25 protein-coding genes and 1 tRNA gene are annotated in these 24,515 nt (G+C 65.4%); 13 read left to right on the top strand and 13 right to left on the bottom strand.

Annotated elements, in window-relative coordinates; translation table 11 throughout:
- Positions 1-709, top strand: a 709-nt coding sequence (locus PHP91_RS08660; RefSeq protein ID WP_300139600.1) for an NFACT RNA binding domain-containing protein, incomplete at its 5' end; no start/stop codon positions are given.
- Positions 710-853: 144 nt separating this feature from the next.
- Here the strand turns inward: PHP91_RS08660 and PHP91_RS08655 are convergent.
- From PHP91_RS08655 to PHP91_RS08635, 5 genes are all read right to left on the bottom strand, one after another.
- On the bottom strand, positions 854-1,675 hold the full coding sequence (locus PHP91_RS08655; protein WP_300139598.1) for a hypothetical protein: 822 nt from the start codon (positions 1,673-1,675) through the stop codon (positions 854-856).
- Positions 1,676-1,974: 299 nt separating this feature from the next.
- Complete coding sequence (gene mutY / locus PHP91_RS08650; protein WP_300139596.1) at positions 1,975-3,066, bottom strand: A/G-specific adenine glycosylase; 1,092 nt, start codon at positions 3,064-3,066, stop codon at positions 1,975-1,977.
- A 13-nt stretch (positions 3,067-3,079) separates the two neighbouring features.
- Complete coding sequence (gene gpmA, locus PHP91_RS08645; protein WP_300139594.1) at positions 3,080-3,826, bottom strand: 2,3-diphosphoglycerate-dependent phosphoglycerate mutase; 747 nt, start codon at positions 3,824-3,826, stop codon at positions 3,080-3,082.
- A gap of 80 nt (positions 3,827-3,906) precedes the next feature.
- Positions 3,907-6,558, bottom strand: coding sequence for a tetratricopeptide repeat protein (locus PHP91_RS08640; RefSeq protein WP_300139592.1), 2,652 nt, complete (start codon positions 6,556-6,558; stop codon positions 3,907-3,909).
- Between the two features lie 70 nt (positions 6,559-6,628).
- Positions 6,629-7,489 carry a glycosyltransferase family A protein gene (locus tag PHP91_RS08635; RefSeq protein ID WP_300139590.1) on the bottom strand — a complete coding sequence of 287 codons (861 nt, stop codon included), beginning with the start codon at positions 7,487-7,489 and terminating at the stop codon, positions 6,629-6,631.
- A gap of 67 nt (positions 7,490-7,556) precedes the next feature.
- Between PHP91_RS08635 and PHP91_RS08630 the strand changes: the two genes are divergently transcribed.
- Positions 7,557-8,660 (top strand): glycosyltransferase family 4 protein, encoded by a 1,104-nt coding sequence (locus tag PHP91_RS08630; RefSeq protein ID WP_300139588.1) that lies wholly within the window; start codon positions 7,557-7,559, stop codon positions 8,658-8,660.
- On the opposite strand, the gene PHP91_RS08625 is transcribed toward PHP91_RS08630, so the two are convergent.
- The 5 genes from PHP91_RS08625 to PHP91_RS08605 all read right to left on the bottom strand — a co-directional run bounded on the left by PHP91_RS08625 (position 8,657) and on the right by PHP91_RS08605 (position 12,831).
- Positions 8,657-9,607 (bottom strand): lytic murein transglycosylase, encoded by a 951-nt coding sequence (locus PHP91_RS08625; RefSeq protein ID WP_300139586.1) that lies wholly within the window; start codon positions 9,605-9,607, stop codon positions 8,657-8,659. The two genes, PHP91_RS08630 and PHP91_RS08625, sit on opposite strands and share 4 nt — an antisense overlap.
- Positions 9,585-9,752: a dual CXXC motif small (seleno)protein gene (locus PHP91_RS08620; RefSeq protein ID WP_366141554.1), complete on the bottom strand. Its 168-nt coding sequence runs from the start codon at positions 9,750-9,752 to the stop codon at positions 9,585-9,587. The genes PHP91_RS08625 and PHP91_RS08620 overlap by 23 nt, the downstream gene beginning before the upstream one ends.
- A 41-nt stretch (positions 9,753-9,793) precedes the next feature.
- On the bottom strand, positions 9,794-11,182 hold the full coding sequence (locus PHP91_RS08615; RefSeq protein ID WP_300139582.1) for a TolC family protein: 1,389 nt from the start codon (positions 11,180-11,182) through the stop codon (positions 9,794-9,796).
- Between the two features lie 109 nt (positions 11,183-11,291).
- Positions 11,292-12,080 (bottom strand): MogA/MoaB family molybdenum cofactor biosynthesis protein, encoded by a 789-nt coding sequence (locus PHP91_RS08610; RefSeq protein WP_300139580.1) that lies wholly within the window; start codon positions 12,078-12,080, stop codon positions 11,292-11,294.
- A 16-nt stretch (positions 12,081-12,096) separates the two neighbouring features.
- Positions 12,097-12,831 carry a DUF1614 domain-containing protein gene (locus tag PHP91_RS08605; RefSeq protein ID WP_300139578.1) on the bottom strand — a complete coding sequence of 245 codons (735 nt, stop codon included), beginning with the start codon at positions 12,829-12,831 and terminating at the stop codon, positions 12,097-12,099.
- A gap of 138 nt (positions 12,832-12,969) precedes the next feature.
- On the opposite strand from PHP91_RS08605, the gene rfbA reads away from it, so the two are divergent.
- The gene (rfbA, locus tag PHP91_RS08600) at positions 12,970-13,860 is read left to right on the top strand and encodes a glucose-1-phosphate thymidylyltransferase RfbA (RefSeq protein ID WP_300139576.1); all 891 of its coding nucleotides are present in this window, start codon (positions 12,970-12,972) and stop codon (positions 13,858-13,860) included.
- A 126-nt stretch (positions 13,861-13,986) separates the two neighbouring features.
- Here rfbA and PHP91_RS08595 read toward each other — a convergent pair whose 3' ends face one another.
- Entirely contained in the window at positions 13,987-14,130 is a 144-nt protein-coding gene (locus PHP91_RS08595) for a hypothetical protein (protein ID WP_300139574.1), read from the bottom strand.
- Positions 14,131-14,396: 266 nt separating this feature from the next.
- Here PHP91_RS08595 and PHP91_RS08590 point away from each other — a divergent pair, with 266 nt between their 5' ends.
- Positions 14,397-14,978 carry a PilZ domain-containing protein gene (locus tag PHP91_RS08590; protein WP_300139572.1) on the top strand — a complete coding sequence of 194 codons (582 nt, stop codon included), beginning with the start codon at positions 14,397-14,399 and terminating at the stop codon, positions 14,976-14,978.
- On the opposite strand, the gene PHP91_RS08585 is transcribed toward PHP91_RS08590, so the two are convergent.
- Positions 14,979-15,350: a hypothetical protein gene (locus tag PHP91_RS08585; RefSeq protein WP_300139570.1), complete on the bottom strand. Its 372-nt coding sequence runs from the start codon at positions 15,348-15,350 to the stop codon at positions 14,979-14,981.
- Positions 15,351-15,504: 154 nt separating this feature from the next.
- On the opposite strand from PHP91_RS08585, the gene rdgC reads away from it, so the two are divergent.
- Genes rdgC through PHP91_RS08570 form a run of 3 tightly spaced genes read left to right on the top strand, consistent with a single transcriptional unit; the run spans position 15,505 to position 17,226 of the window.
- The gene (gene rdgC, locus PHP91_RS08580; protein ID WP_300139568.1) at positions 15,505-16,119 is read left to right on the top strand and encodes a recombination-associated protein RdgC; all 615 of its coding nucleotides are present in this window, start codon (positions 15,505-15,507) and stop codon (positions 16,117-16,119) included.
- Positions 16,120-16,127: 8 nt separating this feature from the next.
- Entirely contained in the window at positions 16,128-16,649 is a 522-nt protein-coding gene (locus tag PHP91_RS08575) for a hypothetical protein (RefSeq protein WP_300139566.1), read from the top strand.
- A 10-nt stretch (positions 16,650-16,659) separates the two neighbouring features.
- Positions 16,660-17,226: an arylesterase gene (locus PHP91_RS08570; RefSeq protein ID WP_300139564.1), complete on the top strand. Its 567-nt coding sequence runs from the start codon at positions 16,660-16,662 to the stop codon at positions 17,224-17,226.
- Here PHP91_RS08570 and PHP91_RS08565 read toward each other — a convergent pair.
- Entirely contained in the window at positions 17,223-17,918 is a 696-nt protein-coding gene (locus PHP91_RS08565) for a VTT domain-containing protein (protein ID WP_300139562.1), read from the bottom strand. The two genes, PHP91_RS08570 and PHP91_RS08565, sit on opposite strands and share 4 nt — an antisense overlap.
- A gap of 132 nt (positions 17,919-18,050) precedes the next feature.
- Here PHP91_RS08565 and PHP91_RS08560 point away from each other — a divergent pair, with 132 nt between their 5' ends.
- From PHP91_RS08560 to PHP91_RS08535, 6 genes are all read left to right on the top strand, one after another.
- Complete coding sequence (locus tag PHP91_RS08560; RefSeq protein WP_300139560.1) at positions 18,051-19,736, top strand: YcaO-like family protein; 1,686 nt, start codon at positions 18,051-18,053, stop codon at positions 19,734-19,736.
- 72 nt (positions 19,737-19,808) lie between these two features.
- Positions 19,809-19,895 (top strand) — tRNA-Leu (locus PHP91_RS08555).
- A gap of 55 nt (positions 19,896-19,950) precedes the next feature.
- Complete coding sequence (locus PHP91_RS08550; protein WP_300139558.1) at positions 19,951-20,364, top strand: PaaI family thioesterase; 414 nt, start codon at positions 19,951-19,953, stop codon at positions 20,362-20,364.
- Between the two features lie 183 nt (positions 20,365-20,547).
- Entirely contained in the window at positions 20,548-21,825 is a 1,278-nt protein-coding gene (locus PHP91_RS08545) for a diguanylate cyclase (RefSeq protein ID WP_300139556.1), read from the top strand.
- Between the two features lie 286 nt (positions 21,826-22,111).
- On the top strand, positions 22,112-22,792 hold the full coding sequence (locus PHP91_RS08540) for a GntR family transcriptional regulator (protein WP_300139554.1): 681 nt from the start codon (positions 22,112-22,114) through the stop codon (positions 22,790-22,792).
- A 310-nt stretch (positions 22,793-23,102) separates the two neighbouring features.
- Complete coding sequence (locus PHP91_RS08535) at positions 23,103-24,506, top strand: hypothetical protein (protein WP_300139552.1); 1,404 nt, start codon at positions 23,103-23,105, stop codon at positions 24,504-24,506.
- The last annotated feature ends 9 nt before the right edge of the window (positions 24,507-24,515 follow it).

Raw genomic sequence — 24,515 nt, 5'->3', positions numbered from 1 at the left:
GCGCGGCGAGGCGCTCCAGGCCGCCCTCTACCGGCTCAAGGACGCCGAGGGGCTGGAGTCCGTGGTGGTGGACCACCCGGAGCGCGGCCCGATGACCGTGCCGCTCAATCCCCACCTCTCCGTGACCGAGAACATGGAGCGCTATTTCCGCCTGGCGGCCAAGGCCCGGCGCGGTTTCCCGCACGTGGAGCGCCGCCGCCGGGAGCTGTTGGACCAGTTGGCGGCCGTGGAGGAAGGTCGGCTGCCCGAGGACTTTCCCGCCCCGCGCGACGCCGACGCGCCCGCCGCCTCGCCGCTGCCCACGCGCTACCGTGGGCTGGCCGTCTCCCTGTTCCGCTCCTCGGACGGGTTCACCCTGATCCGTGGCAAGAACAAGCAGGCCAACCACGCCATGTTGAGCAAGGCCGCAAGCCCCTTCGACTACTGGTTCCACCTGGCGGAGGGCCCCAGCTCCCACCTCATTCTCAAGCGCGACCATCCGGGCCAGGAAGTGCCGGAAAGCACCCTGGCCGAGGCGGCCATCCTCTGCGGGCTGAAGAGCTCCCGCAGCGAGGAGCGCAAGGCGGACGTGATGTACGCCCTGGTCAAGGACGTGCGCAAGGTCAAGGGCTTCGCCCAGGGCCAGGTCCGCGTGGACCAGCGCGAGGGCACCCTGCGCGTCGAACTGGATGCATCCCTGGAAAAGAAACTGGCCAAACCCATAGAATAAGAAAAGGACCGGCCCAGCCAGCCCCCCCCAACAAGCCCCCCCGCAAAGCGGAGCTAAAAAGTTCTGGAGAGTCCAGAGAACCTCTTTCAAGAGGTTCTTTGGCCCCGCCGGAGGCGACCCCCGGTAGGGCCGCCGGAGGCATTCCTACACCATCCGATTCAGCGACCGCGTGCCGAGCAGGTTCAGCGCGAGCTGCTTTTCGGTATCCAGCCGGTTGGCCACGGCCTGGCGGACGCGGGCGGTGGAGGAGCCGAACTGGCCCTTGCGGCTGTCGTAGACGCCTTCGATGAGCCGTGAATTGAAGTCCCCCCCCGAGACCGCACCCACGAAGCGGTCGATGACCTTGCCGAAGATGCGGGCCGCGCCCGTGGGGCCGTGCTGCACCGCCGTGCTCCAAAGCACCTCGCGCAGGGCCGGAGGCGCGTTGTCGAAGTCGAGGCCGGTCTGCTCCAGGATCATGCTCCGGGCCGGGGCATAGGTCTCGCTGGAGATGAAATCGTGCTGGAGCGCGCCGAACCGCTCCGGGTTCTCGGCGGCGATGGCCTGCCAGGCGGCGGGCATTCCGCCCGACGCGGAGCCGGTGTCGGCCGGGCCCGCCTCGCGCAGCCGGTCTGCCCAGCCGGGGGCCTCCTTGCCCAGATAGTCGAGAAACCGGTCCATGGTGCCGGGCTTGGAGGCGATCTGGTAGACGCCGTAGGAGGTGCCGCCCGTGCGGTCGTAGCCGACGGAGGCCACGCCCTCGTCGCCCGATTCGAACCGGGCCGAGAGCGCGCCCAGGCCGGAGAGGTCCGGCGCGGCCGGAGACGACGCGGCCGACGCGGCATCGACGCCGGGGCCGGGCGCGTTCGCCGGTTTCGCGCCGGAAGGGCCTTGCGGGTCGTGCTGCGACTCGGCCTGCATGAGCCTGGCGATGGTGGTCAGGGCCTCGTACATCATGGCGTCGCCCACAAAGGGCTCGCCCGCCATTGCGCCGCCCGCCGAAGAAGGACTCCCCTCCCCCCGGAGACGCGACCCTTCTCCAAAAAGATTCTGCGCCATCCGCAACTGCGTCTCGAACGCGGCCCGCATCCCGGCGTTGCGCGCCCCGGTCGCGGTCGCGGACGACACGCCGCCTTCACCGGCGGTTATCGCCAATTGGGCATCAAGGATGGAGTTCAGAGACATACGCATTCTCCCACGTCAAAATTTTGGCTTGGAAACAAGCCTCCGCAAGGGAGAAAGCAAGGGGTGTGCCGTCAGCGACAACCTGTCGGAATTACGTGAAATCAGAAAAGATGCGCATAGCGTGCGTCGCCGCGCATCCACTCGATGAGCCGCCGGTGGCCCGAAGGGAAGGCGAAGCCGTCCAGCTCGGTCCAGGCCACGAACCGCCCTTCCGTGGCCTCGCGGAACACCGGGGCCGGGGGCGTCGGCCCTCCGCTCTCGCACAGGAAGCAGTACATGGTCACCCGGTAGCGGGTGTAGCTGTAGCGGACCACGGTGATGGGCTCCACGGGCCGGACGCTGAGCTCCACCTCCTCCACGTACTCGCGTGCCAGGGCCTGCTCCGGGGTCTCGCCCCGCTCGATCACGCCGCCGGGGAATTCCCACAGGCCGGGCCAAACGTCGCCGGGCCTGCGCTTCTGGATCAGCACCCGACCGCCGTGGACCAGGACGCCGGTGGCCATGTTGATGGGGGTGACCTCGGCGGAGGGCGCGGGCATGGGCCGGTCGGCCACGGTGGAATGCGCCAGGGCCAGGCAGTGGGCCCGGACCGGGCAGTTGCCGCAGTCCGGCCCCCTGGAGCAGACCAGCGCGCCGAGCTCCATGAGCGCCTGGTTGAAGTCGCCGGGCCGGTCCCCGGGGATCAGACCGCGCACCTCCGCCTCCACGGCCTTGCGCAGCGCCGGGGAACGCACCGGCTCGGCCAGGTCCAGGAGGCGGGCGAAGACCCGGAGGACGTTGGCGTCCACGGCCGGCTCGGCCCGGTTGAAGGCGATGGAGGCGATGGCTCCGGCTGTGTAGGGCCCCACGCCTGGCAGGGCGCGGATAGCCGCCGGATCGTCCGGGAACACGCCGCCGTGATCGCGCACGATGGCCTCGGCGGCCTTGCGCAGGTTGCGGGCGCGGGAGTAGTAGCCCAGCCCTTCCCAGAGCTTGAGAACCGCCTCTTCCGGGGCGGCGGCCAGGTCGGCCAGGGTCGGCAGGGCCCGCATCCAGCGGTCGTGGTAGGCCACCACGCGGTCCATCTGGGTCTGCTGGGCCATAATTTCGGAAATCCACACGGCGTAGGGCTCGGGATTCTCCCGCCAGGGGAGGTCCCGGCTGTGGCGGTCGTACCAGCCGAGCAGATCGTGGGTGAAGCGTTTCCCGTCCATGACGGGTCCGGGTTTACCCCGCCTTGGCCTGGTTGGCAACCGCGTCGGCGGCCCTGGCCGCGGCCTCCTGGTCGCCCAGGTAGTAGTGGCGCAGGGGCCTGAGGTCGTCGTCCAGTTCGTAGACCAGCGGGAGCCCCGTGGGGATGTTCAGCTTGGTTATGGCCTCGTCGGACATCCCGTCGAGATACTTGACCAGCCCGCGCAGGGAATTGCCGTGGGCCACGATGAGCACCCGCTCGCCCGCGCGAATCTGCGGGGCCACGGTCTCGAACCAGTAGGGCATGGTCCGGTCGATGGTCAGCTTGAGGGACTCGCACCGGGGCAGTTCGTCGGGCGAGAGGTCGGCATAGCGCCGGTCATGTCCGGGGAAGCGCTCGTCATCGGGCTCCAGGGCTGGCGGCGGCACGTCGAAGCTGCGCCGCCAGACAAAAACCTGGTCGTCGCCGTACTTTTTGGCGGTCTCGGCCTTGTTCAGCCCCTGGAGCGCGCCGTAGTGGCGCTCGTTGAGCCGCCAGGTGCGGCTGACGGGGAGCCACATCAGATCCAGTTGATCCAGGACTATCCACAGGGTGCGGATGGCCCGCTTGAGCAGCGAGGTGTGGGCCACGTCGAAGGAGAGGCCCGCCTCGGCCAGGAGGCGCGCCCCGGCCGCGGCCTCGGCCGCGCCCTGTTCGGAAAGGTCCACGTCGGTCCAGCCGGTGAACCGGTTCTCCAGGTTCCACGCGCTCTGCCCGTGCCGGATGAGTACCAAAGTATGCATGTCCCCTCCGCTGGCTGGGATGATTCATGCGGCAAAGGTACCCGCAAAGCCGGGCGATGGGAAGCGGCGGGAGATGATAATCAGTAGCGCCTGGGTGCGGAGCTGCGGATTTCCTCGTCCAACTGTTCGAAGAGCTCCCGCTTTCGTTTCTCGAAGGTGAGCGCGCTCTTGATGGCGGCGAAGGCGATGCTCAGCACGCTCAGGATGATGACCAGCCCCTTGGCGAACTCCCAGCGCTGCTCGCGCAGGGCGTCCACCATCCAGTTGCCATGCACGTCCTGGGTGAAATAGATGAAGCCGGGCACTCCCACCAGGGCCAGGCCCAGGCAGATCAGTTCGAGCCAGATGAAATTGCGCCCCAGCATGAGCACGAACAGGGTGGAGTCGCGGATGATGCGCAGGGTCACCAGGCGGCCCTGCAAGGTGTCGATGTGGGTCTCCACCTCTTCCAGGAAGACCAGCGCCTTGCGGAAGTTGTCTGCGTCCTTGAGGTTCTGCGTCTTGATCCAGTTGATCTTGTCCACGCAGAAGTTGAAATCCTTGTTGAACTCCAGAAGCAGCTTGGGGAACGGAAACCAGGCCGCTTCCTTCTGGATGGAACGGATGCGGTCCGACTGGTATTCGAGGTTGCCGTTGATGCGCTGGATTTCGCGCCGGACCTCGCCGTCCAGGTCGGCCTGGAACTTGCGCGTGCCGCTGGCGAGCAGCCGGAAGGCCACGTAGTTGTTGGTCGAGGACAGTTTGTTCAGCCGGTCCAGCTCCTCGTTGGCGGATTCGTAGTAGTCGTGGTTCTCGTTGAACCGCCGCCCGATGTCCTTTATCAGCCCCTCCACCTGATCGCGCGCCTCCTGCATCTCGTCGGTGGCCGTGCTCCACAGCTCCCAGAGGGCGCTCATGATCTGCACACGGCCGCGATCCAGCTCCGGGTCGAGCAGGATGCGGTTGAAGATGTGCGGGTCGCGTCGGATGAGGTCGTTGAAGAGGTCCATGGCCTGGCCGGTGAAGCCCATTTTCACCATGCAGACGGCCTGGCGGTAGACCGGATCGATCCAGACCGGCGAATGGCTGTTGGCCCGCTTGTAGGCGTTGATGGCGTCCTTGAGAGCGCCCCCCACCTCCTTGAGCCGGGCCTGCTGATAGGCGAAAAAGCCCTGCTGCAACGGCGTGTAGCTCAGCCTCTCCGCCTCCTGCCAATGGAACAGGGCCTGGTTGAGGTCGCCCCTCTCCAGGTAGAGCAACCCCCACAGGGAATGGGGCTGATAGCTGCGCGGGTACTTGAGCTGGGCGGCCTTGATAAGCTCCTCGGCCTTGTCGTATTCTCCCGCCTCGACCAGCTTGAGCGCATCCCAGACCAGGCCGCCCTCCACGGGCGCGAGCTGGCGGAACCCGTCCGCCCACTCCTTGCTGCGGCTGCGCCAGACCAGCTTGAGCATCCGGATCTGGCCGGGCACGTTGATCTCGAACATGGCCCGCACCAGAAGGCTCGCGAGGTCGTTCTTCCGCTCCATGACCGCCGCGACGGTGTTCGAAAAATCTTCCGGGTTCACCTCGGCGTCCAAGGAAGCCAGGGCCTTGTTGAACTCCTTGACGTCCACCTTGGAGAGCAGGTGCCAGACCTGCGGATGGACCGCCGCCATGGTCCGGGACGGGCACTGGGCCGAAGAATGGTTTTTCTGCCCGCAATAGAAGCACTCCGCCCCCTCCATTCCGAGCAGGACGTTGGGCAGCATGACCTCCATGGTCCCATGCTCCATGAGCGCCCCGCCCTCCTTCTGGGCGATGGTGCACCACGAGTCCAGGGACAGGGCCTCGGTGCCGTAGCGGGCCTCGTTGACCTTGAACCACTGGGAGAGGAGGAAGCCGTCCATGAACCGGACGTGGGGGTAATCCGGGGTCAGCCGGTTCCAGTCCAGGCCCACCTTCTTGGGCAGGTCCTGGGTGAACTGGAGCTTTTCCTGCGACACCGCCGCCATCACCACCGGCCAGCCCTCGCGCTCCGGGTCCTCCTTGACCTCGCGGATCAGGTTCAGGATCTCGATGCAGAAATTCTTGAGCAACTGGAAGTTGTCCAGGGGGAAGAAGATGGCCCCTTCCTTGACGTCGGACACGTACTTGAGGCCGAGGCGCTGGACCAGGGCGAGGATGAGGGAGGAAAAGTCGCGCCAGCCCACGATGCTCTCGCGGTCCGACATCCTGCCCAGCGGCTTGATGATGAAATACCACTTGCGGACGGTCTCGTAGTCCAGCCCCTGGTCCACGTGCAGACCGAGCCACTCCACCGGAGCCAGGCCGTCCACGTTTCCCACGGTCGAGGTGCTCAGGCCCGGCACCGCATTGACCCGGTCCTTGAGCTTGGGGTGGATCAGAATCTCGAAATCATCCGGCACCCGCGAGTCCTGCCGGTCCAGCTCCGCCGACACGGACGCGGAAAAGTCCATGTTGTAGCCCACCAGGAATGTCAGGGGGATCACCTGGCAAAGCACCGCCATGGGATTGACGCGCGCCCACATCTGGAGCCGGGCCAGGGCGCGGAACAGCTCGCTGGTGTTGCAGAACCACAGCGCCTGCCCGTCCTCCTCGGCCATGAGCAGCGAACCGTATTCGCGCAGGGTGTTCTCCAACGCGGAGTTCGGGCTCCCCTTCCAGGACACCCATACGCCGTATCCGGACGCGACCATGCGCGACTGGTCTATGGACGGGAGCAGGTCGATGAGACGGGCTATGGACGACACGAAACACCTCTGCCCGGCCCTTTCCCGATATCCTCAGGGAACGGCCGGACGCGTTGCCGCTGGCGCAAAGCTAACACAGCGAATTCAGGGGAACTTCTTTCCCCTCCCGCACCATGCAAAACAGGTTCCAAACCTGTTTTGCCTCATCACTTTTTCCTCTTTTTTCGCACCCTTGCATATAAATCCGCACTTTACGCTCCAGGGCGGCCAGGGCGTCTTCGGCCTGCCCGGCGTCAAGTTTCCCGCATTGCAGGATTTTCACCAGGGCGCGGATGCGGTGGACGTCCGCGCAGGGCACGCAGTTGGAGAGCTGGTCCGGCCTGCCCCCGTGTTTGACGGTCAGCCGCTCGGCCACCAGCCCCACCGGATAGTGCAGGCAAGCCCGCAGCCACATGTCATAGTCCTCGCAGGACGGCATTCGCACGTCGAACGGACCGATCCGCTCCCAGGCCGCTCGGGTGAACATGGTGCACGACGGGCTGATCAGGCACATCTCCAGCGACTCGCGGAAGAACCACCCCTCGGGCTTGGCGTACTTGGCCTTCTGGTTCACGCGGCGGCCGCCCCGAATCCAGATTTCGTCGGTCTGGCAGATCTCGTAGCCGCGCTCGCGCATGTAGGCCCACTGGGTGGCCAGCTTCTTCGGCAGCCATTCGTCGTCGGAATCCAGCAGGGCGAGGACGGGGCCGGAGGCGCTGGCGATGCCGGTGTTGCGAGCGGCCGAGACGCCGCCGTTCTCCCGGCGGACCACCTTCACGCGCGGGTCGGCGTAACGGGCCAGGACCTCGCCGGTGCCGTCGGTGGACCCGTCGTCCACCACCACAAGCTCCCAGTGCGGCCAGGTCTGGGCAAAGACCGAGTCGATGGCGGTCCCGAGAAAGGCGGCCCTGTTGTAGGTGGGCAATATAATTGAAATCAGCGTCTCATCCATCAATGCTAAACCTTGCCTTCACGTCCGCGACCTGTCATGCTGACAGAATATCGAAACCGGAGCCGTCATGAGAATATTTCAGGTCATCAACGTCCGTTGGTTCAACGCCACCGCCTGGTACGCCATCACCTTGAGCCGCCTGCTGGCCGACGCGGGCCACGAGGTCCTGGTCCTGACCCAGGCGGATACGGACGCCGAGCGGGCCGCCAAGGCCCTGGGACTCACGACCGTCTCCGTGGACCTGAACACCACCAATCCCGTCCGCTTCGCCCGCGCCATCGGTCATATCATACAACTGCTCCGGGCGCACCGTCCCGAGATCGTCAACTGCCACCGGGGCGAGGGATTCTTCCTGTGGGGCCTGCTCAAGCTGGCGGGCTTCCGCTTCAAGCTGGTGCGCACGCGCGGCGACCAGCGCCCGCCCCGCTGCGACGCCTTCAACCGCTGGCTCCACGCCAACGCGGCCGACGCCGTGGTGGTCACCAACCGGTTCATGGCCGACTATTTCCTCAAGCGGATGCGCACGCCCCCCAAGGGCGTCTGGCTCATCCAAGGCGGCGTGGACACCGAACGCTTCGCCTTCGACCCCGAGGGCCGCGAGGCCGTGCGCGCCGAGTTCGGCTTCGGCCCGGACGACCTGGTGGTCGGCCTGCTCGGCCGGTTCGACCGGGTCAAGGGGCACCGGGAGCTGATACGCGCCGTGGCCCGGCTGCGCGCCGAGGGGCTCGCCAATGTCCGCCTCTTCCTCATCGGTTTCGACACCGCCATGACCCGCTCGGAAATCGAGGCCGACATCGAGGCCGCCAAGGTGGGCGACATCACCCGCATCAGCGGCCGTCGCGACGACGTGGCCGCCTGCGTCTCGGCCCTGGACGTCGGCGTGGTCGCCTCCCTCTGGTCCGAGGCCATCGCCCGCTCCGCCCTGGAGATCATGGCCGCCGGCCGCCCCCTGGTCTCCACCTCGGTGGGCGTCATGCCCGACCTGGTCAGCCCGCCCGCCCTAGTGGCGCCCGGCGACGAGGCCGCGCTGGCCCGCGCCATCGCCGAGGTGACGAAGCCCGAGGTCCGGGCCGAGGTGCTCGACCGGCAAAAGCGGATCATGTCCCAACTGACGCTGGAGGAATTCCTCAAGCGGAGCCTGAACCTGTACAGCAGTCTGCTCGACGGCTAGTTCCCGAAAAACCGGTTGGTCTTGTCGATCCTGTCCGCCACTTCCAGGATGGTCAGGGCGTAGCTCTGCGAGTGATTGTAGCGAAAGATGATCTTGAGCTGCTCCTCGCGGCCAAGCCCTTCCTTCCAGCCGTGCTGCCGGAGAAAATTGGCCATGCTGTAGAGTGCGTCGGTGTTGTCGAAGAGGTCCACCCGGCCGTCCCCGGTGCCGTCCACGCCGTAATGGAGCGCGCTGGAGGGGATGAACTGGCACAGGCCGATGGCCCCGTAGACCGAACTGGGGATGTTCATCGGGTCCTGGCCGTTGCGCCGGGCGTAGGTGATGAGCGCCTTGAGCTCCGCATAGGCCCAGTTGCCCTTCTGGGCCGTACGCTGGACCAGCCACTCCTGATCCGCGTGCGACAAATCCTTGTTCGTAATGTACGGGCGGATGCGCTCGAAATCCCCGGCCAGGGCCATGGAGGCGAGGATGGAGAGCCCGTTGCGGCTGCCCACCTGGGTGCCGAGCTTGGTCTCCACCAACATGAGCGCGGTGAGGACCTCGCCGCGCACCTCGTACTGCTTCCGGATGCGCTCCAGCACCGCCGCGTGCTCGCGGAAGTAGGCATAGCCCCCGGCGAGCAGGATGGGATTGAGGTAGCGGTCCAGGACCTGGGGTTCGGACGCGGGGGCCGGGCTCGCGGCCTGGAGCCGCGAGTTCAGCAGGACGTTCATCTTGCGCGCCAGGATCTGCGGGTCGAATTCGAGGCTCTTGCGGCCAAAGAGGGACTGGACGTAGGTGCGGTCGAAGCCGTCGTCCACCAGCCGCTCCACCAGAGGCCGCCATTCGTTGCCCTCGGCGCGGACCGGCAGGGGCGCGAAAAAGAAGACGGCGGCCAACGTGAAGACGATGGCCGCGCGTCCCAGCCGCCTTCCGGCGGCGAAATCAGATTCGGTCCATGGGCACAAACCCCATCTCCTCCTCGAAATCGTCGTCCATATCCTCAGCGAACTTGCGCAGGTCGTATTCCTTTCCGCAGGAGGGGCAGCGCAACGTCACTTCGCGGCAGCCCCGGTAGGCGGTGAGGTCGCGGCCGCACTTCTCGCAGACCATACCCTTGGCCTGCCAGGACCGTTTGCGTCCGAACATGGGGGCTACTTGGCCTCCTTCAGGCCGAGGTTCTTCTCGCCCATGGAGACGTACAGCGTGGAGATGGCGGTGCCGTAGTTGGCCAAGGACTGCGAAAGCTGGGCCTCGGTCTCGGTCAGGCGGGACTGGGCGTTCAGCACATCGGTGTTGGTGCCGACCTGGGCCTGGTAACGGGCCACGGCCATGCGGTAGGCCTCGGTGGCGGCCTCCACGGACTTGCGGGCCACGTCGATGCTGTCGGCGGCCGACTTGATGTTCAGCAGGGCCTGCTTGACCTCGAACCCGGCGTTGAGGCGGGTGTTCTCCAACTCGGCCTCGACCTGCTTCACGACTTCCTGGTACTGCTTCAGGTTGTAGTAGTCCTGGCCGCCCCGGAAAATGCTCATGGAGGCGCTCACGCCGGCCGTCCAGTATTCCTTGTTGCGGTAGGAGTAACCGTCGGAACCGCCCTTGCCCAGTCCGGCGTCCACACCCTTGTTGGTGTAGTCCCACCCGGCGTCGACCTGGGGATAGAAGGTGCTCTCGGCGCCGGTCACGTCCTTCTTGGCGATCTCGACGCTCTTCACGCCGATGACCAGGTCGGGCCGCCCCTTGTAGGCGCGGGTCAGGCAGTCCCTGAGGGTCAGGTCAAAAGGGATGTCCTTGAGCTCGCCCACATAGTCCACCTGGGTCTCCACCGGAATGTTGAGCAGGGTGTTGAGCTGCGTCTCCTGGATGGAGACGTTGTTCTGGGCGTTGAGCAGCCCCTGGCGGGCCGTGGCCAGGTCGACCTCGGCGTCGAGCACTTCGGCCTTGGGCCGCAGACCGACGTCGTAGAAGGCGGTGATCACCTTGAGCTGGGATTCCAGGCGGGCCACGGAGTCCTCGGCGCTCTTGACGTCCATGCGGGCCTTGAGCAGGGACAGGAAATTGGATTGGACGTTGCCGATGAGCGTCAGCTCGACGTTGTCCAGGGAGGCGGCGGTGGATTCCTCTGTCAGTTGCGCCTTCTGCCAACCGGCCAGGATGCTGAAGCCGTGAAACACGGGCTGGCTGACGCTGACGCCGCTCGCCCAGTCGCTGTAGTGGTTGCTGTACGAGTTCTGGCGGTCATAGTGGGTCCAGCCGTAGTTGGCGGAGGCGGAAGGCAGAAACGCGCCGAAGGCGGACTTGGTCCCGAATTTGCTGCCCTGCAACTGGGCGCGGATGGAGGTCATGCTCGGATTGAGCTCCAGGGCCCGCTTGACGCAACGCTCCATGTCGAAGGGACCGGAGATGTCCTGCTGGCCCGCGCCGGGGGCTGCGGGGCCCGCGGCCTGGGGAGCGGGGTCGGCGTCCTGGGCGACGGCGAAACCGCCGAAAACGAGCATCGCCGCGATGACCACGGGCAAAAACCAAAACCGTTTAAGGCGCATAAATATAATCCTGTGCTGATATTTCAATCACTTCTGTTGAACCTGCAACAAAGTCACATCAAACCTAATAGCAAGACTCCGTTCAACCCGCAAGCCTAAACACGACGAATCATTTACGTAAAATTGCACAATCCGAGGGATCGCCCTGCAGTTTCTCCAGGGTGTGGCGCAGGGTCGGCAGCAGGGGCTCCAGGCACTCGGCCACGGCCTTGGGGCTGCCGGGCATGTTGACGATCAGGGCCTCGCCCAAGGTCCCGGCCACGGCCCGGGAGATGGCGCCGTGCGGGGTCTTGGCCAGGCTGGCCCCGGTCATGGCCCGCTCGTAGCCGGGCAGCCGCTTCTCGATGACCGCCAGGGTCGCCTCCGGGGTGATGTCGCGCGGGCCCACGCCGGTGCCGCCCGTGGTCATGACAAGGTCGAACCCCTGGCCCAGGGCCAGCTCCACCAGGAGCGCCTTGAGCCGCGACGGCTCGTCCGGGATGATGAACCCCTGGACCAGGCGCAGGTCCAGTCGGCCGGCCGCCATCTCGCCGATGAGCGGGCCGGACTCGTCCGTGCGCTTGCCCGCCGCGCCCTTGTCGCTCAGGGTGATCCAGGCCAGGGCGTAGCCCTTGCGCTCCGCCGCGCAGGCGTACCGGCCCGGCGCGACGTCGGCCAGCGGCTCCAGCAGGCAGCTCCGCCGGGAGGCCGTCGCGCCCCCGCCGGGCAGCCAGCCCAGCGACAGGACGGTGAATTCCGCGCCCTCCCCGGCCAGCCTGTCGCCGACCTTGAGGGCGGGCAGCGGCCCTTCCGCCGCGATCCAACCGGCCGGAATCTCGCCCCCCGCCGCGCAGCAGTGCGCGCGGCCGCCCTTTGGCGCCGCGCCGTCCAGTTCCAGGGTGATGGTGCATACGGTCATGTTCGCTCCTTGGGAATCAGGCCAGCAGGACGGCCAGGACGCCCGCCACAAAGACGCCGCCGAAGGTCCCGGCCCCGCCGATGGAAATTTCCGGGGTGCCGATGCGCGAGCGCAGGCGCGGCGTGAGCAGCGGGATCAGGTTGCCGCCGATGAGCGTGCCCAGGGTTCCGGCCACGTAGGCCGTGACCGGCCGGAGCGGCTCGGGCACGAAAAAGAATACCGAAAGAAAAGTCATCAGGGCGGGCATGACCAGCGGGACCCGGAGTCCGGTGAAGGGATCGGGCCGGGACATGGCGTAGCAGCCCGCGGCCACGGCGGCCAGGGCGAAGGCGAGCCAAGGGTAGACCCCGGCCGCGTGGCCGGAGACGTGCAGCCCGATCAGGAACGTCGCGCTGAGCAGGACCGGCAGGATGCAGCCGCCCACGTTGACCGCCACCACCTGCTTCTTCAGTTCGTTGCCCGGCTCCTCCTCGATCCGCAGGGCGCGGCCGTGCTCGTCCATGGTGAACTGCACGCTGCCGCGGCGCGGGACCATGATCAGCCGCTCGCTGGTGTAGACCGGCAGGTTGACCGTGCGCCCGAGCAGGATGGCGATGAAGACCAGGAAGCCCTGCACCGGGGTCAGGCCCAGGCGCGAAAACGCCTCGGTGACCAGGGACACCGGCAGGAAGATGAAGAGAAAAAAGAGGGCCACCATGAACAGGAGGGCCGCGAAGATGCCGCCGGAAAATTGAAAATAGGGATAATTCATGCCGTCTGATGCTCCCGGTTTTGCTGAATCGGGTTGCCTTTTCCCGTGTCCGGGACCTATAGTTTCCAAGATGCCATATGGTGTTGGGATGTACCCCAACTCAACGATGAAGTAAATCACAGGACCAGCGAGGGCCCGATGAAAGGCATAATTCTGGCGGGCGGTTCCGGCACCCGCCTCCACCCCCTGACCCGGGTGGTGAGCAAGCAGCTCCTGCCGGTCTACGACAAGCCCATGATCTACTATCCCCTGTCCACCCTCATGCTGGCGGACATCCGGGACATCCTGATAATTTCCACCCCCAGGGACCTGCCCCGGTTCGAGGAGCTGCTGGGCGACGGCTCGCAGCTCGGCCTGAACCTGAGCTACCGGGTCCAGCCCCGGCCCGAGGGGCTGGCCCAGGCCTTCCTCATCGGCGAGGAGTTCATCGGGACCGACACGGTCAGCCTGGTCCTGGGCGACAACATCTACTACGGCCACGGCCTGGGGGCCATCCTCAAGGATTGCGGCAGGCTGCAAAAGGGCGGCATCGTCTTCGCCTACCTTGTCAAGGACCCGGAGCGCTACGGCGTGGTGGAGTTCGACGCGGCCTACCGCGCCCTGTCCATCGAGGAGAAACCGGCCAGGCCCAAGTCGAAATACGCGGTCACCGGCCTGTACTTCTACGACAACGACGTGGTTTCCGTGGCCAAATCCCTGGCCCCCTCCGCCCGGGGCGAGCTGGAGATCACGGACATCAACAAGCTCTACCTCGAACGGGGCGACCTGGAAGTCCGCACCCTGGGCCGGGGCTACGCCTGGCTGGACATGGGCACACACGAGTCCCTCCACGGCGCGGCCAGCTTCGTGCGCGCGGTGCAGGAGCGGCAGGGCTACGTCATCTCCAGCCCCGAGGAGATCGCCTACCGCATGGGCTTCATCAACGCGGACCAGTTGCAGAAGCTGGCCTGCGCCATGAGCCAGAACAGTTACGGCCAATACCTGATGGACGTGGTGCTCGAAGGCCGGAACGACCGCTGCCGGCCCTGAGGCGCCCGGGCAGGCCCCGCCGCGACACCCGCCGGGAAATTATCCGAACAAAAAAGACCGCCCTCCCCGAAGGAAGGCGGTCTTTTTGAAATTCATGACGCGGGGCCGGGGCTCCGCGTTGCCGTCTTAGTGGTGATCCTCGTTCATGGCTTCCTTCACGCGGATGCAGCCGATGGTGAGAATCCACGCCAGATAAATGAAGATCAGGGACACCCCGACAAAACCGGGGCCGGAGCTGTGCGCCATCCCGGAAAGCAGTTCACCAATCATGTCAACCTCCTCACACCCGTTATTGACTTGAAAAACTCCCTGTTATTTGGCCGTTACCGCAGGGAATGTCAAGCCCCCCGGCCGATGAAAATGGGCTCCGCCCCTTGCCCGTCCGCATTCGGCCGCCTTGTCATGACAGAATTTTTGCCCTATGCATCTGCCTAGTCCCAACCCTAAGACATCGACGGAACGCCATGGGAATCTTCTCCTTCATTACCGACCTGTTTTCTTCCGGCAAAGGCAAACCCGGCAAGAAGAAACCGAAGATGACCGGGAAAAAGGCCACTGCCGAAGCGAGCGCGGGCGCAAGAAAGAAAAAGCCGGTCAAGAAGAAGGCCGGGGCAAAACCGGCCGATGCGCCGGGCCTGGGCCTCACCCTGTCCGGCAAGGGCGCCAAGACGCGCAAGAAGTCCAAGCAGGTCTCCGCCGATCCCATCAACGCCGACGCCCTGGGCTTCAGCATTTCCCTCAAGGGCGAGGACGAGCACTCCAAGAAGCGCAACGCCATCCGCATCAAGGTGGACGGCCTGACAACGCTGATAAAGCGGCTGGACAAGCAGTTCCCGGTAAACAACATCAGCGCCACCGGCCTGGGCTTCGACTTCGAGAAACCGCGCATCAAAAGCGGCGTCAAGCTGGAGATGGACCTCATTCTCGATGGCGAGACCAAGGTCGCCGGGATCATGGCCAAGGTCATGCATCACGAGCGCGGCTCCGTGGGCTGCGTGTTCGAGGACCTGGACCGAGCCCAGGACGACGCGGTCCACGCCATCGTCCTGCTGGGCCAGAAGCAGCAGGCCGCGCGCAAGCACGCCCAGCGGGACAAGGAATTCAAGATTCCGGAATAGCTAGAGCTGGGCCCTCAGGGACGCGGCGTACCGCTCCAGGTCGTTGGGCTCGCCCGGCTTGTGGTCTTCAGGATAGAGCAGCGCGGACATGAAGAACACGCTGTCGAACCCCAGGGAGGCCTTGGCGCTGGCGGAAAACTTCCGGAGCCGGGCGTGGACGGCCTCGCCAGCCTCGCCGCCCACGGCCTCGGCCAGGGCCCGCCCGTTCTCGGCCAGCCCGAGCAGGAACCGGGCCTTCTCCCGCATCTTCTCCGCATAGGCGGCCTGGCCCTCGCTCCGGAGCACGGCCTCGCCCTCCGCCTCCAGGCGGCGCACCGTGGCGGCGGCTTCCTCCAGATAGGCGACGATATCGGCAAGCGCTTGATTCGGCATGATCTCTCTCCGTTTTTTCCAGCCAATGTAGCCGTCCGGGCGGGAGAAGACAAGACGGTCCGGCAGCGGATTTTCCCCCTTCGCGCTGGACAAGCCGGGCAAGAGGTTTTACGCAGTTACTCTCGTTTTCAACGCCGAACCAGAGGAGCCGAAGTTGAGCATTCTCGCCGCCAGCCTGGGCCTGACCCGCTACCGGATCATTGAGGAGGTCCCCAGTGAACTTCTCAGCCAGGTACCCGAAAAATTGAGACAATCCTGTTTCGTCGACATCGACGGCACCGCGGACGAGCGGTCCTTCGGCTGGACCAACATCGACGACATGCTGGACGTGAACTGGACCCAGTCCCCGCCCGAGAAGGCGGCCTACTTCGCCTTCAAGCTCCGGCTGGACACCCGGCGCATCTCGCCCGCAGTGCTCAAGAAGCACCTGACCATCGAGATCAACAAGGAACTCGCGCGCAACAAGGAGCAGGGCAAGAACTTCGTCTCCCGCGACCGCAAGCGCGAGATCAAGGAGCAGGTCACGCTTCGGCTGCGCGCCCGCACCCTGCCCGTCCCGGCGGTGTTCGACGTCATCTGGAACCCGCCCGCGAACCGCGTCTACCTGGACACCACCAACGCCAAGGTCCGGGCTCTGCTTGAGGACTACTTCGCCCTGACCTTCGACCTCCACCTGGAGCCCCTGACCCCGTTCTTCGCGGCCATGGACGCCCTGGGCGAGGAGGCCGCGCCCCGGCTGGAAAGCCTCGACCCCACCATTTTCGTCTAGGAGAAGACATGGACCTCTCGCTCGTCGAACGCGAAAACAATATTCTCGGCCAGGATTTCCTGACCTGGCTCTGGTACAAGACCGACAACGACAGCCCGCTGTTCCAGCTCAGGGACAACCGCACCTTCACCCTCCAGATGGAGCAGAAGCTCTCCGTCCAGGGAGGCGAGGGCGAAACCAAGTCCACCACCACGGTCTCCAGCCCCGGCGGCGAAATGAGCGAGGCCAAGACCGGCCTGCTCCACGGCAAGAAGGTGAACAAGGCCCAGATCCTGTTCACCATGGACGCGGAAAGCTGGCTGGTCTCCCTGTCCGCCTCGGACTTCGGCCTCTCCGGCCTCAAGACGCCCAAGGTCTCGGGCAAGGACGAGGAGGGAGACGACCCGGACGCCAAATTCCTGGAGAAGATGTTCCTCATCGAACGGTGCGTGGATATGCTCGACGTGGTCTACGGCCACTTCCTGGCCCTCCGGCTGAGCAGGGACTGGGCCGAGGAATCGGCGCGGGTGAAGCTCTGGATCAACGGCTAGGCTGCCTCCCGTGCCCGGTCCCGTCACCATCGCCTGCTTCGGCGACAGCCTGACCGAAGGCTACGGCCTGGCCCCGGACGAAGCCCTGCCCGCCGTGCTGGAGCGGCTCCTGGCCGACCGGGGGATCGCGGCGCGCTGCCGCAACTTCGGCGTGTCGGGCGACACCTCGGCCGACGGCCTGGAGCGGCTGGGCGCGGTGCTGGACGACGCCCCGGACGCGGCCCTAGTCGCCTTCGGAGCCAACGACTGCTTCCTGGACGAGCCGGCGGAGCGCGTGGAGGCCAACCTCGCGGCCATCATCGAGGCCTTCCGGGAGCGCGGCGTCCCCGTCCTGCTGGTGGGCATCAAGGCCCTGCTCAACCCGGACGACGGCTACCGCCGCCGCTTCGAGGCGATCTTCCCGGCCCTGGCGGAACGCTACGGCCTGCCCCTGTTTCCGGACATCCTCGCGCCCTACTTCGGCAACAGCGACCTGACCCTGATGGACGGAACCCATCCCAACACGGCGGGCGTCGAGGCCGTGGGGCGCGCCCTGATTCCCCTTGTGGCGGATTTGGCGCAATCCGTCGGGAGCTAGTCCCCCTCCCCTTCCTCCAGCAACTTCTTCTTGATCCGGTGGACCACCACGGCCACGGCCGCCCCGGCCGCGACCAGGACCACCGCCGCCTCGGCCGAGGTTCGGCCCGTGACCCCGGCGTTGAGCAAGTGCCCGCCCGAGGCCAGGAAGAGCGTTTCGGGCAGCATGCACACCCAGGACAGGAACGCGTAGGGCAGGGAGCGGACCTCGGTGATGCCCAGCAGGTAGCTGGTCACCGGAAAGGGCAGGACCGGGATGACCCGGCTGAGCGAAATGAGGTGCAGGGGGTGGGAGCGGCTGAGCTTCTGCATCCGCCTGTAGATGGAATTGTCGCGGTATCGGGCCCGGAGCCGGTCGCGCACGCCGTATCGGGCCAGGAGGAACGCGCCCACCGCGCCGATGGTCATGCCGACCGAGGCGTAGGCCGCGCCGAACTTCCAGCCGAAGAGCGCCCCGGCCGCCACGGTGAACAGGACCTGGGGCACCAGCAGCATGGTCATCAGCGCGTTGAGGGCGATGAACAGGACCGGCCCCAGGCCGCCCTGGGCGGCCACCCAGGCCGTCAGCCGGGTCATGTACCCCTCGCCCCAGTGCTCCATGGCGAAGGAGAGCGCGCCGAGCAGCCCGAAGGCCAGCGCGAACTTGAGGATCATCGTCCGGGAGACGGACCGTTTTTCGCCGTGCTGTTCCATGCGCCGCCCGCCCGGCAGGCCGGGCCTTGTGTTCAACGGTGTAATGCCATAGCGTATCGCCGGGTCCCCGCCACCCCGTCCGTATTACGGGGTAATCGGGCAAAAATGAAGAGGGAAAACCAGAGGAAGGCCATGCGCTACAAGCTGCAGATGATGAATACCGACTTCGGCGTGGGCATGTTCGCGGCGCTGCCCGAGCCCAACCTGAGCTTCAACGAGATGACCGACCATCTCCGCCGCCATCCCTATGACGACTACATGCACGAGTTCGTGCTCCAGGGGTTCAAGGATTTCCGCACCCGCAAGCTCAAGAAGCTCATCGAGGAGGTCATGCGCGACAACGGCGCGTCCGACCCGGTGCTGACCGCCGTCATGTACGAGGCGTGCCTCTGCCACGAGCGCCAGCGCCAGCTCCTGCCGCTCTTCGACGGGCTCGCTCCCGCCGGGCTCATCGACCACACCCCGGCCGTCCACATCCGCTCCCGCCTGCTGCCTGACCAGGCGGCCCACAACCGCTGGATCGCCATGTTCGCGGACAACCTCTTCTCCCTGCACCCGCTCATCCACCCGGACGCCATGGGCCTCCCGCCCCTCTACGACGAGGCGGACCTGCCGCGCCGGGAGGCGGTCACGGCCGCCGAGGCGCGCGCCGGGCTCGCGGACAAGCTGCCGCCCGCCAAGGAGCGCTGCCCCCTGGAGGAGACCCTGGACCGCGCCTTCCGCGCCCTGGACAAGGCGGACGCCTTCCTCGGCCCGGTCATGGCCCACAAGGCCTCGCTCTCGCCCATCGGCAGCCTGCGCCACTGGATGGTCAAGACGAGGTCCGTCAACGGCCGCCTGTCCAACGGCCTGGAGGGCATCCAGACCAGCTACGGCCGGGGCCTCTCCCGCGTCCAGGCCGACACCTCCTGCGCCATGGAGATGGCGGAGCGCTTTTCCTCCTACGCCTCCTTCGGGCCCAAGGGCGTGCTCGGCTACGCCCGCGACTATCCGTTGACCTGCGCGGCCCAGGACGAGCTCGCCGCCGAACACCTGGACCTCGGCCGGGTCCGGCTGGAGGCGCCCTACGCGGGCCAGCGGCTCCACTGGTTCGAGGGCCACGCCCCGGACGGCGACGGCGGCTCGGTTCCGGTGCTCATCCCGGCCCAGCTCGTGTTCCTGTTCTGCAACCTGGACGAGCAAAATCTGTTTTCGGCCCTGGGCTCCACCGGGCTCGCCTCGGGCAACACCATGGCCGAGGCCAAGGTGGCTGCCCTGACCGAGGTCCTGGAGCGCGACGCCGACGCAACGGTGCCCTACGACCCGCGCCGCTGCTTCCGCCTGGAGACGGACGACCCGGTCATCGGCCCGCTCCTGGCCAACTACCGCGCCGACGGCATCGACGTCTGGTTCCAGGACGTGACCACGGAGCTGGGCGTGCCCTGCTACAAGTCGGTGGTCCTGGGCCGTCTGGGCGACGTCAACAAGGGCGGCGGCTGCTCGCTGGACGGCCGCCGGGCCGTGGTCTCTGCCATGACCGAGACGGCCTACCCCTACCCCGGCCCGGCCAGCTCCCCCGCGCCCGAAGGCCTGCCAACCCGCCGCCTGGAGGACCTGCCCGACCTCTCCACCGGCAGCGCCGAGGGCGACCTCATGGTCCTGGAGCGGACGCTCCTGGCCAACGGCTACCGCCCGGCCTACGCGGACCTGACCCGCGCCGACCTGGGCATCCCGGTGGTCCGGGCCATCGTCCCCGGCCTGGAGATCGTCTCGGACTTCGACCACTATTCCCGCGTCAGCCCGAGGCTCTACCGCAACTATCTCGACGCCCTGAAATGACGGCCCGGCGGGCGGCGGCGGGCGAAACCCATTGACGCGCCGCCCCCGAGCGGCTAACCAAATCCCGTCAATGCCCGGGTGGCGGAACTGGTAGACGCAAGGGACTTAAAATCCCTCGGACCTTGGTCTGTGCGGGTTCGATTCCCGCCCCGGGTACCAAGAAGCAAGCTGTCCACGACAGCTTGCTTTTTTTGAAAGCGCAATGAGAAAAAACATGCCCATAGAAGAATTCATCGAAACCGGATTCCCGTTTCACAAATACCTCGGCGTCAAGGTCGACAAGATCGGAGAGGACTCGGTCAGGCTGTACATCCCCTTCAAGGAGGACCTGATCGGCCACGCCGAAAGCGCGATGATTCATGGCGGGGTCATCTCCACCCTCGCCGACATCTGCGGCGGATTCGCCGTCTGGACCCGCTGTGAGCGTAGCGACTTCGTGGCCACGATCACGCTCAGCGTCGACTACCTCCGGCCCGCGGCGGCCCGCGATCTCTACGCGGAAGCCAAGGTCCGGCTGCTGGGAAACAAGGTCGGCAACGCCCATGTCGTCATCTGGTCGGAAGGCGAGCCGGACACGCCCGTGGCGGAAGGGCGCGGCGTCTACAACATCAGACGGCGCAGCAAATAGTTGAAAGGCTCGATATCCCCACCTGATGCGGCGTCGCCCTGAATCCGGGCTCCGACAGCCGAACACCCTGCCTGATCCTCCGGCCGTTTTGGTCGGGCCAGCCAATTCCTATTTGCCAATCGTTCTCAAAAAGCGTTAAGAATCGGCCAGCAAAGCCACCAATACCGCATTCAAAGGTCGTTCATGCCGGATTCCGCAAGCAACAAGGACATTTTTCCCGAAGAGACCGTGCTCTCCCGCTACCTGGAAAACCTTCCGGGCATCGTCTGGCGCATCGACATCGCGGGCAACGACATCACCTTTCTCAACAAGTACGCGGCCTCGCCCGAAGGGGAAAAGGTCAGGACCATCCTGCAAAACCCCCACCTCGCCAGGGAAGTCGTCGTGCCCGAGGACCTGGAGACCTTCCAGCACAGCCACCAGTTGATCCTGGGGCGTCGCAGCACCGCCTGCTCCTTCCGGGTCCGCCAGCAGAACGGCCTGGCCAAATGGTTCAAACTCATGTCCATGCCCGACCCGGTCCACCCGACCAGCTCCGTGGGCGTCCTCATGGACATCACCGGCCACGTCAACTCCATCCTGGCCTCGGCCGGTCGCCCCAAGCTCTCCACCAAGATCGAGATGATGAACGCCCCCGTGCTGCTGGTGCGCTTCGTGGACCGCACGGTCTACCTGGCCAACACCGCGGCCAGGCATATGCTGGGCTACGAAGGTCAGGACCTCGGAGGCATCAGCCTGCATGACCTGTTCCGGAACAATACGGACACCGATCTCCTCCAGGTCTACGAAGGGCTCATCTTTTCCGACAACTGGAGCGGCCACCTGCGCATCACCGACGCCATGGGGCGGTGCCACCAATGCTCGGCCCGCATCCAGGCCATCGCCCGCAACGAGGAGAACCTGCTCTGGATAGTCCTCTCCCACCGCAACGACTGCACCACCTGCCGGGGCGTGCCCGTGCGCGGCAACGAGACCGTCGCCCCCCGCTTCTCCCTCAAGTCCCTCAAGCGGTGCACCTCGGTGCGCTCCCTGCTGCGCGCCCTGCTCAAGGCCCTGCCCAAGGAGTCGCCCACCAGCGCCATCCTGCTCTCGCGCATCTTCATCTCCAAGAACGTGGTGGCCGTCACCGGCGTGGGCGCCCCGTTCGAGACCGATCCCGAGGATTTCGTTCATCCCTACGAAGGGTCCATCGCCGAAAGCATCGTGCGCCTCGGCCAGGCCAACCATGTGGTGGTGGACACCTCCAAGAGCATCAAGGCCATCGACTGGGCCCTGTTCATCCCGCGCGGCATCCGTTCCTACTACGCCACGCCCTTCTTCGTGGACGACGTCCTGACCTACGTGCTGATCTTCTGCGCGGCAGAGCCCGACAGCTACGACCCGGACTCCGACGCCCCCCTGCTGGGCCTGCACCAGGACTTCCTGGCCCACTTGGAACGCTGCCTGCAAACCAGCCGTTGACACTGGTCCAACCACATCACTGAAAACCGCTCCTTTCGCCCCGGCCATGCGCCGGGGCGTCTTTGTTTGAGCCCTTGCCGACACCAATGTTTCGTTTTTTATTAATTCGCAATATCAGCTAATTACTGCGAGATTTCGCCTCCATTCCACAAAAATACATACAATCTGGCTGGACCAGTTTTGTGCATATTCTCGCAATTTCCCTTGCCACACTTCTTGTCATCGCCTTAATACGAGATCAAAGGATAACAACACGGCATTCAACATCAAACTGGTTGGACCAGATATGACCACAACAGCTCAACGTCCGCTTCTCTGTCGCAAGTTGGTGACCATGCTCAAGGGCGGCCCCTTCTCCGTGGGGGACAAGCTGCCCGGCGAGCGCCGGTTGGCCGAGATGTTCAACACCTCCCGCAACACCGTGCGGGAGGCGCTCTGCAACCTGGAATCCATGGGCTACCTGGAAATCCGGGGGAAAAGCGGTTGCTACCTGAAAAGCAAGGAAGGCCAGGTCAACTGGGAGATGCTCCGCACCCGCCGCAACCCGGCGGCCCGCAGGCAACTGGTGGAGACCCTGGCCCTGGTGGCGCCCCCGCTGGCCCGTTCCCAGGCCTCAAGCCTCACCGCCAGCCACATCGCCAAGCTGGAGGACGCCACGATCAACCTCAGCCAGGCCATCGTCAAATCGGACCTGCCCACCATCGCCAACCGCTACATCTCCTTTTACATCGTCCTGGCCGAGATTGCGGACAACGACTACCTGCAACTGCTGCTCAAGGAGCTGGCCCTGGCCTCGGAAAAGCTGGAGAGCCAGGAGGGAGGCCTCTCCGAGGTCCAGAAGGACTCCCTCTTCGCCTTTCATGTGGAGCTGTTCCACACCCTGAAGAACGGGCAGCCCGAATCGGTCGAGGAGCTGGCCGAGCGGTGCATGCAGGTCTTCGCCAAACTGGCGCTGCCCGAAGGCTAGTCCGTTTCGCGCGGACGCCGGGAGCCATGCCATGAAAAGAAGAGAACTTTTTTGCCGGTTCATTCCCTTCGGGAGTCGAGGGCGGAAGGATGTTGCGAACGTTCCAGCCGAGGAGCGGCCCAGGCCGCCTCTCTCGGAAAACGAACGTTTCCTCCGCGCCATGGCTCTCGGCATTGATCCGGCGACTGTCACACCCGGGCAACTGGAAACCCTGATTTCGGAATCGGAACCTTCAACCACACTGTAATGAGCGGGACTGGACCCGGGGACCGATCACCCCCCCGTCCGGCCAACTCGGTAGGAGTGCAACATGGACAACAGTAATGTCAGCTACCTTGAGAGTCGGAAGCTGGTAAAACGCTGGAGCGGACCGATTCCGGCTCTGGTGAACACCATCCTCATCTTCGCGTTTTTCTACGCCACCTGGTGGATTTTTCAGGACCCGCGCGGTCTGATGCGCATGTACACCCCCTACGTGGGCTACATGGTCTGCCGCTGGCTGCTGATCCTCTTCATCTGGGTCGCCTACATCTTCGATTTCTGGCCTTTCAAGCGGTCCTGGCTGGAAAAAACCCATCCCCTGGTCAAGGGCGGAGTGCTCACCCTGGTGAGCGTGGCCGCCATGATAATCCTCATCAAGGGCTTCTTCGTCGAGATTCTCGGCAACTTCGGCATCGCCTATTTCGACCCGAGTCGGCTGGAGGCCATGGGCATCACCGACTTCTACTCCATCGAATACGCGGCCGAGGCCATCATGATGTTCGCGGCCATCGCGTCCTGGATCTCCCCCAGCTGGGTGGTGGCCTGCGAGAACGCGCCCTGGCAGAAGCTCGCGCAGCCCGCGCGGGGCGTCACCATCGCGGTGGTCACCTTCTTCCTGAGCATGATCGTCTACTTCCTGACCATGCATTCGCACATGGCCATCCTCTTCTACCCCTGGCAGAAGTTCACGGCCATCTGCCCGCCCTACTGGGAACAGTTCGCCAACACGGTTTCCGGCAACTTCCACATCGCCTGGATCATGTGCTGCACCGTGGTGGTCTGGCTCTTCGAGACCATTTGGGAGCGCTATCCCTTCAACCTCATCAAGAACAACGCCCTGCGCCGAATCACTTCCTTCTTCGGCATCATCGCCATCGCCGTGGCCCTGTGCTTCTTCCTCTACTACGCCCAGGACCTGGTCTGGGGCGAAACCATCCGGGGCACCCGCCGCCTGATGGCTCCCGACTGGCGCTGGCTGCACGTGGGCGAGATGGCCATCTTCTGGCTGGTCCCGTCCCTGTACCTGGCATTCTACTGCAACAACTGGCCGACCAAGTTCAGCCGCCCGGTCAACGTCTGCATCCGCACCCTGCTGACCGCCGCCATGGCCGCCGTCGTCTACATCGTCTACTACAAGACCTCCCACCTGTTCCTGGGGACCCAGAAGGGCTTCTCCCACCCGCAGCAGTTCCCCATGATCCCCATGATCTGGCTTATCAACATCTTCCTGATCAACGTCTGGTTCATGGACGGCTGGCCGGGCTGGAAGGCCGTGCCCAAGACCGAAAGCGAACTCGAAGAGGTCCAGGAAGAGATCGTGGCCCACGACGTCAAATGGAACCCGGGCCTGGCCAAGGGCCTGGCCGTCGGCCTGTGCGCAGGCGTGGTGCTGTACATTGGCATCATCAATGCCCTGCCGTGGATCGGCGCCAACTTCACCGTCATCAAGTAGGCGCAGCAA

The organism is Pseudodesulfovibrio sp. (genome assembly GCF_028692895.1).
Lineage (GTDB): Bacteria > Desulfobacterota > Desulfovibrionia > Desulfovibrionales > Desulfovibrionaceae > Pseudodesulfovibrio.
This window is presented reverse-complemented; position numbering and strand designations above follow the sequence as displayed.

Excerpts from the sequence above, each read along its gene's own strand:
- PHP91_RS08655 (WP_300139598.1), bottom strand. The coding sequence starts at position 1,675 with ATGGCGGGCGAGCCCTTTGTGGGCGACGCCATGATGTACGAGGCCCTG.
- mutY (WP_300139596.1), bottom strand. The coding sequence starts at position 3,066 with ATGGACGGGAAACGCTTCACCCACGATCTGCTCGGCTGGTACGACCGC.
- gpmA (WP_300139594.1), bottom strand. The coding sequence starts at position 3,826 with ATGCATACTTTGGTACTCATCCGGCACGGGCAGAGCGCGTGGAACCTG.
- PHP91_RS08635 (WP_300139590.1), bottom strand. The coding sequence starts at position 7,489 with ATGGATGAGACGCTGATTTCAATTATATTGCCCACCTACAACAGGGCC.
- PHP91_RS08630 (WP_300139588.1), top strand. The coding sequence starts at position 7,557 with ATGAGAATATTTCAGGTCATCAACGTCCGTTGGTTCAACGCCACCGCC.
- PHP91_RS08620 (WP_366141554.1), bottom strand. The coding sequence starts at position 9,752 with ATGGTCTGCGAGAAGTGCGGCCGCGACCTCACCGCCTACCGGGGCTGC.
- PHP91_RS08615 (WP_300139582.1), bottom strand. The coding sequence starts at position 11,182 with ATGCGCCTTAAACGGTTTTGGTTTTTGCCCGTGGTCATCGCGGCGATG.
- PHP91_RS08610 (WP_300139580.1), bottom strand. The coding sequence starts at position 12,080 with ATGACCGTATGCACCATCACCCTGGAACTGGACGGCGCGGCGCCAAAG.
- PHP91_RS08605 (WP_300139578.1), bottom strand. The coding sequence starts at position 12,831 with ATGAATTATCCCTATTTTCAATTTTCCGGCGGCATCTTCGCGGCCCTC.
- rfbA (WP_300139576.1), top strand. The coding sequence starts at position 12,970 with ATGAAAGGCATAATTCTGGCGGGCGGTTCCGGCACCCGCCTCCACCCC.
- PHP91_RS08595 (WP_300139574.1), bottom strand. The coding sequence starts at position 14,130 with ATGATTGGTGAACTGCTTTCCGGGATGGCGCACAGCTCCGGCCCCGGT.
- PHP91_RS08590 (WP_300139572.1), top strand. The coding sequence starts at position 14,397 with ATGACCGGGAAAAAGGCCACTGCCGAAGCGAGCGCGGGCGCAAGAAAG.
- PHP91_RS08585 (WP_300139570.1), bottom strand. The coding sequence starts at position 15,350 with ATGCCGAATCAAGCGCTTGCCGATATCGTCGCCTATCTGGAGGAAGCC.
- PHP91_RS08575 (WP_300139566.1), top strand. The coding sequence starts at position 16,128 with ATGGACCTCTCGCTCGTCGAACGCGAAAACAATATTCTCGGCCAGGAT.
- PHP91_RS08565 (WP_300139562.1), bottom strand. The coding sequence starts at position 17,918 with ATGGAACAGCACGGCGAAAAACGGTCCGTCTCCCGGACGATGATCCTC.
- PHP91_RS08560 (WP_300139560.1), top strand. The coding sequence starts at position 18,051 with ATGCGCTACAAGCTGCAGATGATGAATACCGACTTCGGCGTGGGCATG.
- PHP91_RS08550 (WP_300139558.1), top strand. The coding sequence starts at position 19,951 with ATGCCCATAGAAGAATTCATCGAAACCGGATTCCCGTTTCACAAATAC.
- PHP91_RS08545 (WP_300139556.1), top strand. The coding sequence starts at position 20,548 with ATGCCGGATTCCGCAAGCAACAAGGACATTTTTCCCGAAGAGACCGTG.
- PHP91_RS08540 (WP_300139554.1), top strand. The coding sequence starts at position 22,112 with ATGACCACAACAGCTCAACGTCCGCTTCTCTGTCGCAAGTTGGTGACC.
- PHP91_RS08535 (WP_300139552.1), top strand. The coding sequence starts at position 23,103 with ATGGACAACAGTAATGTCAGCTACCTTGAGAGTCGGAAGCTGGTAAAA.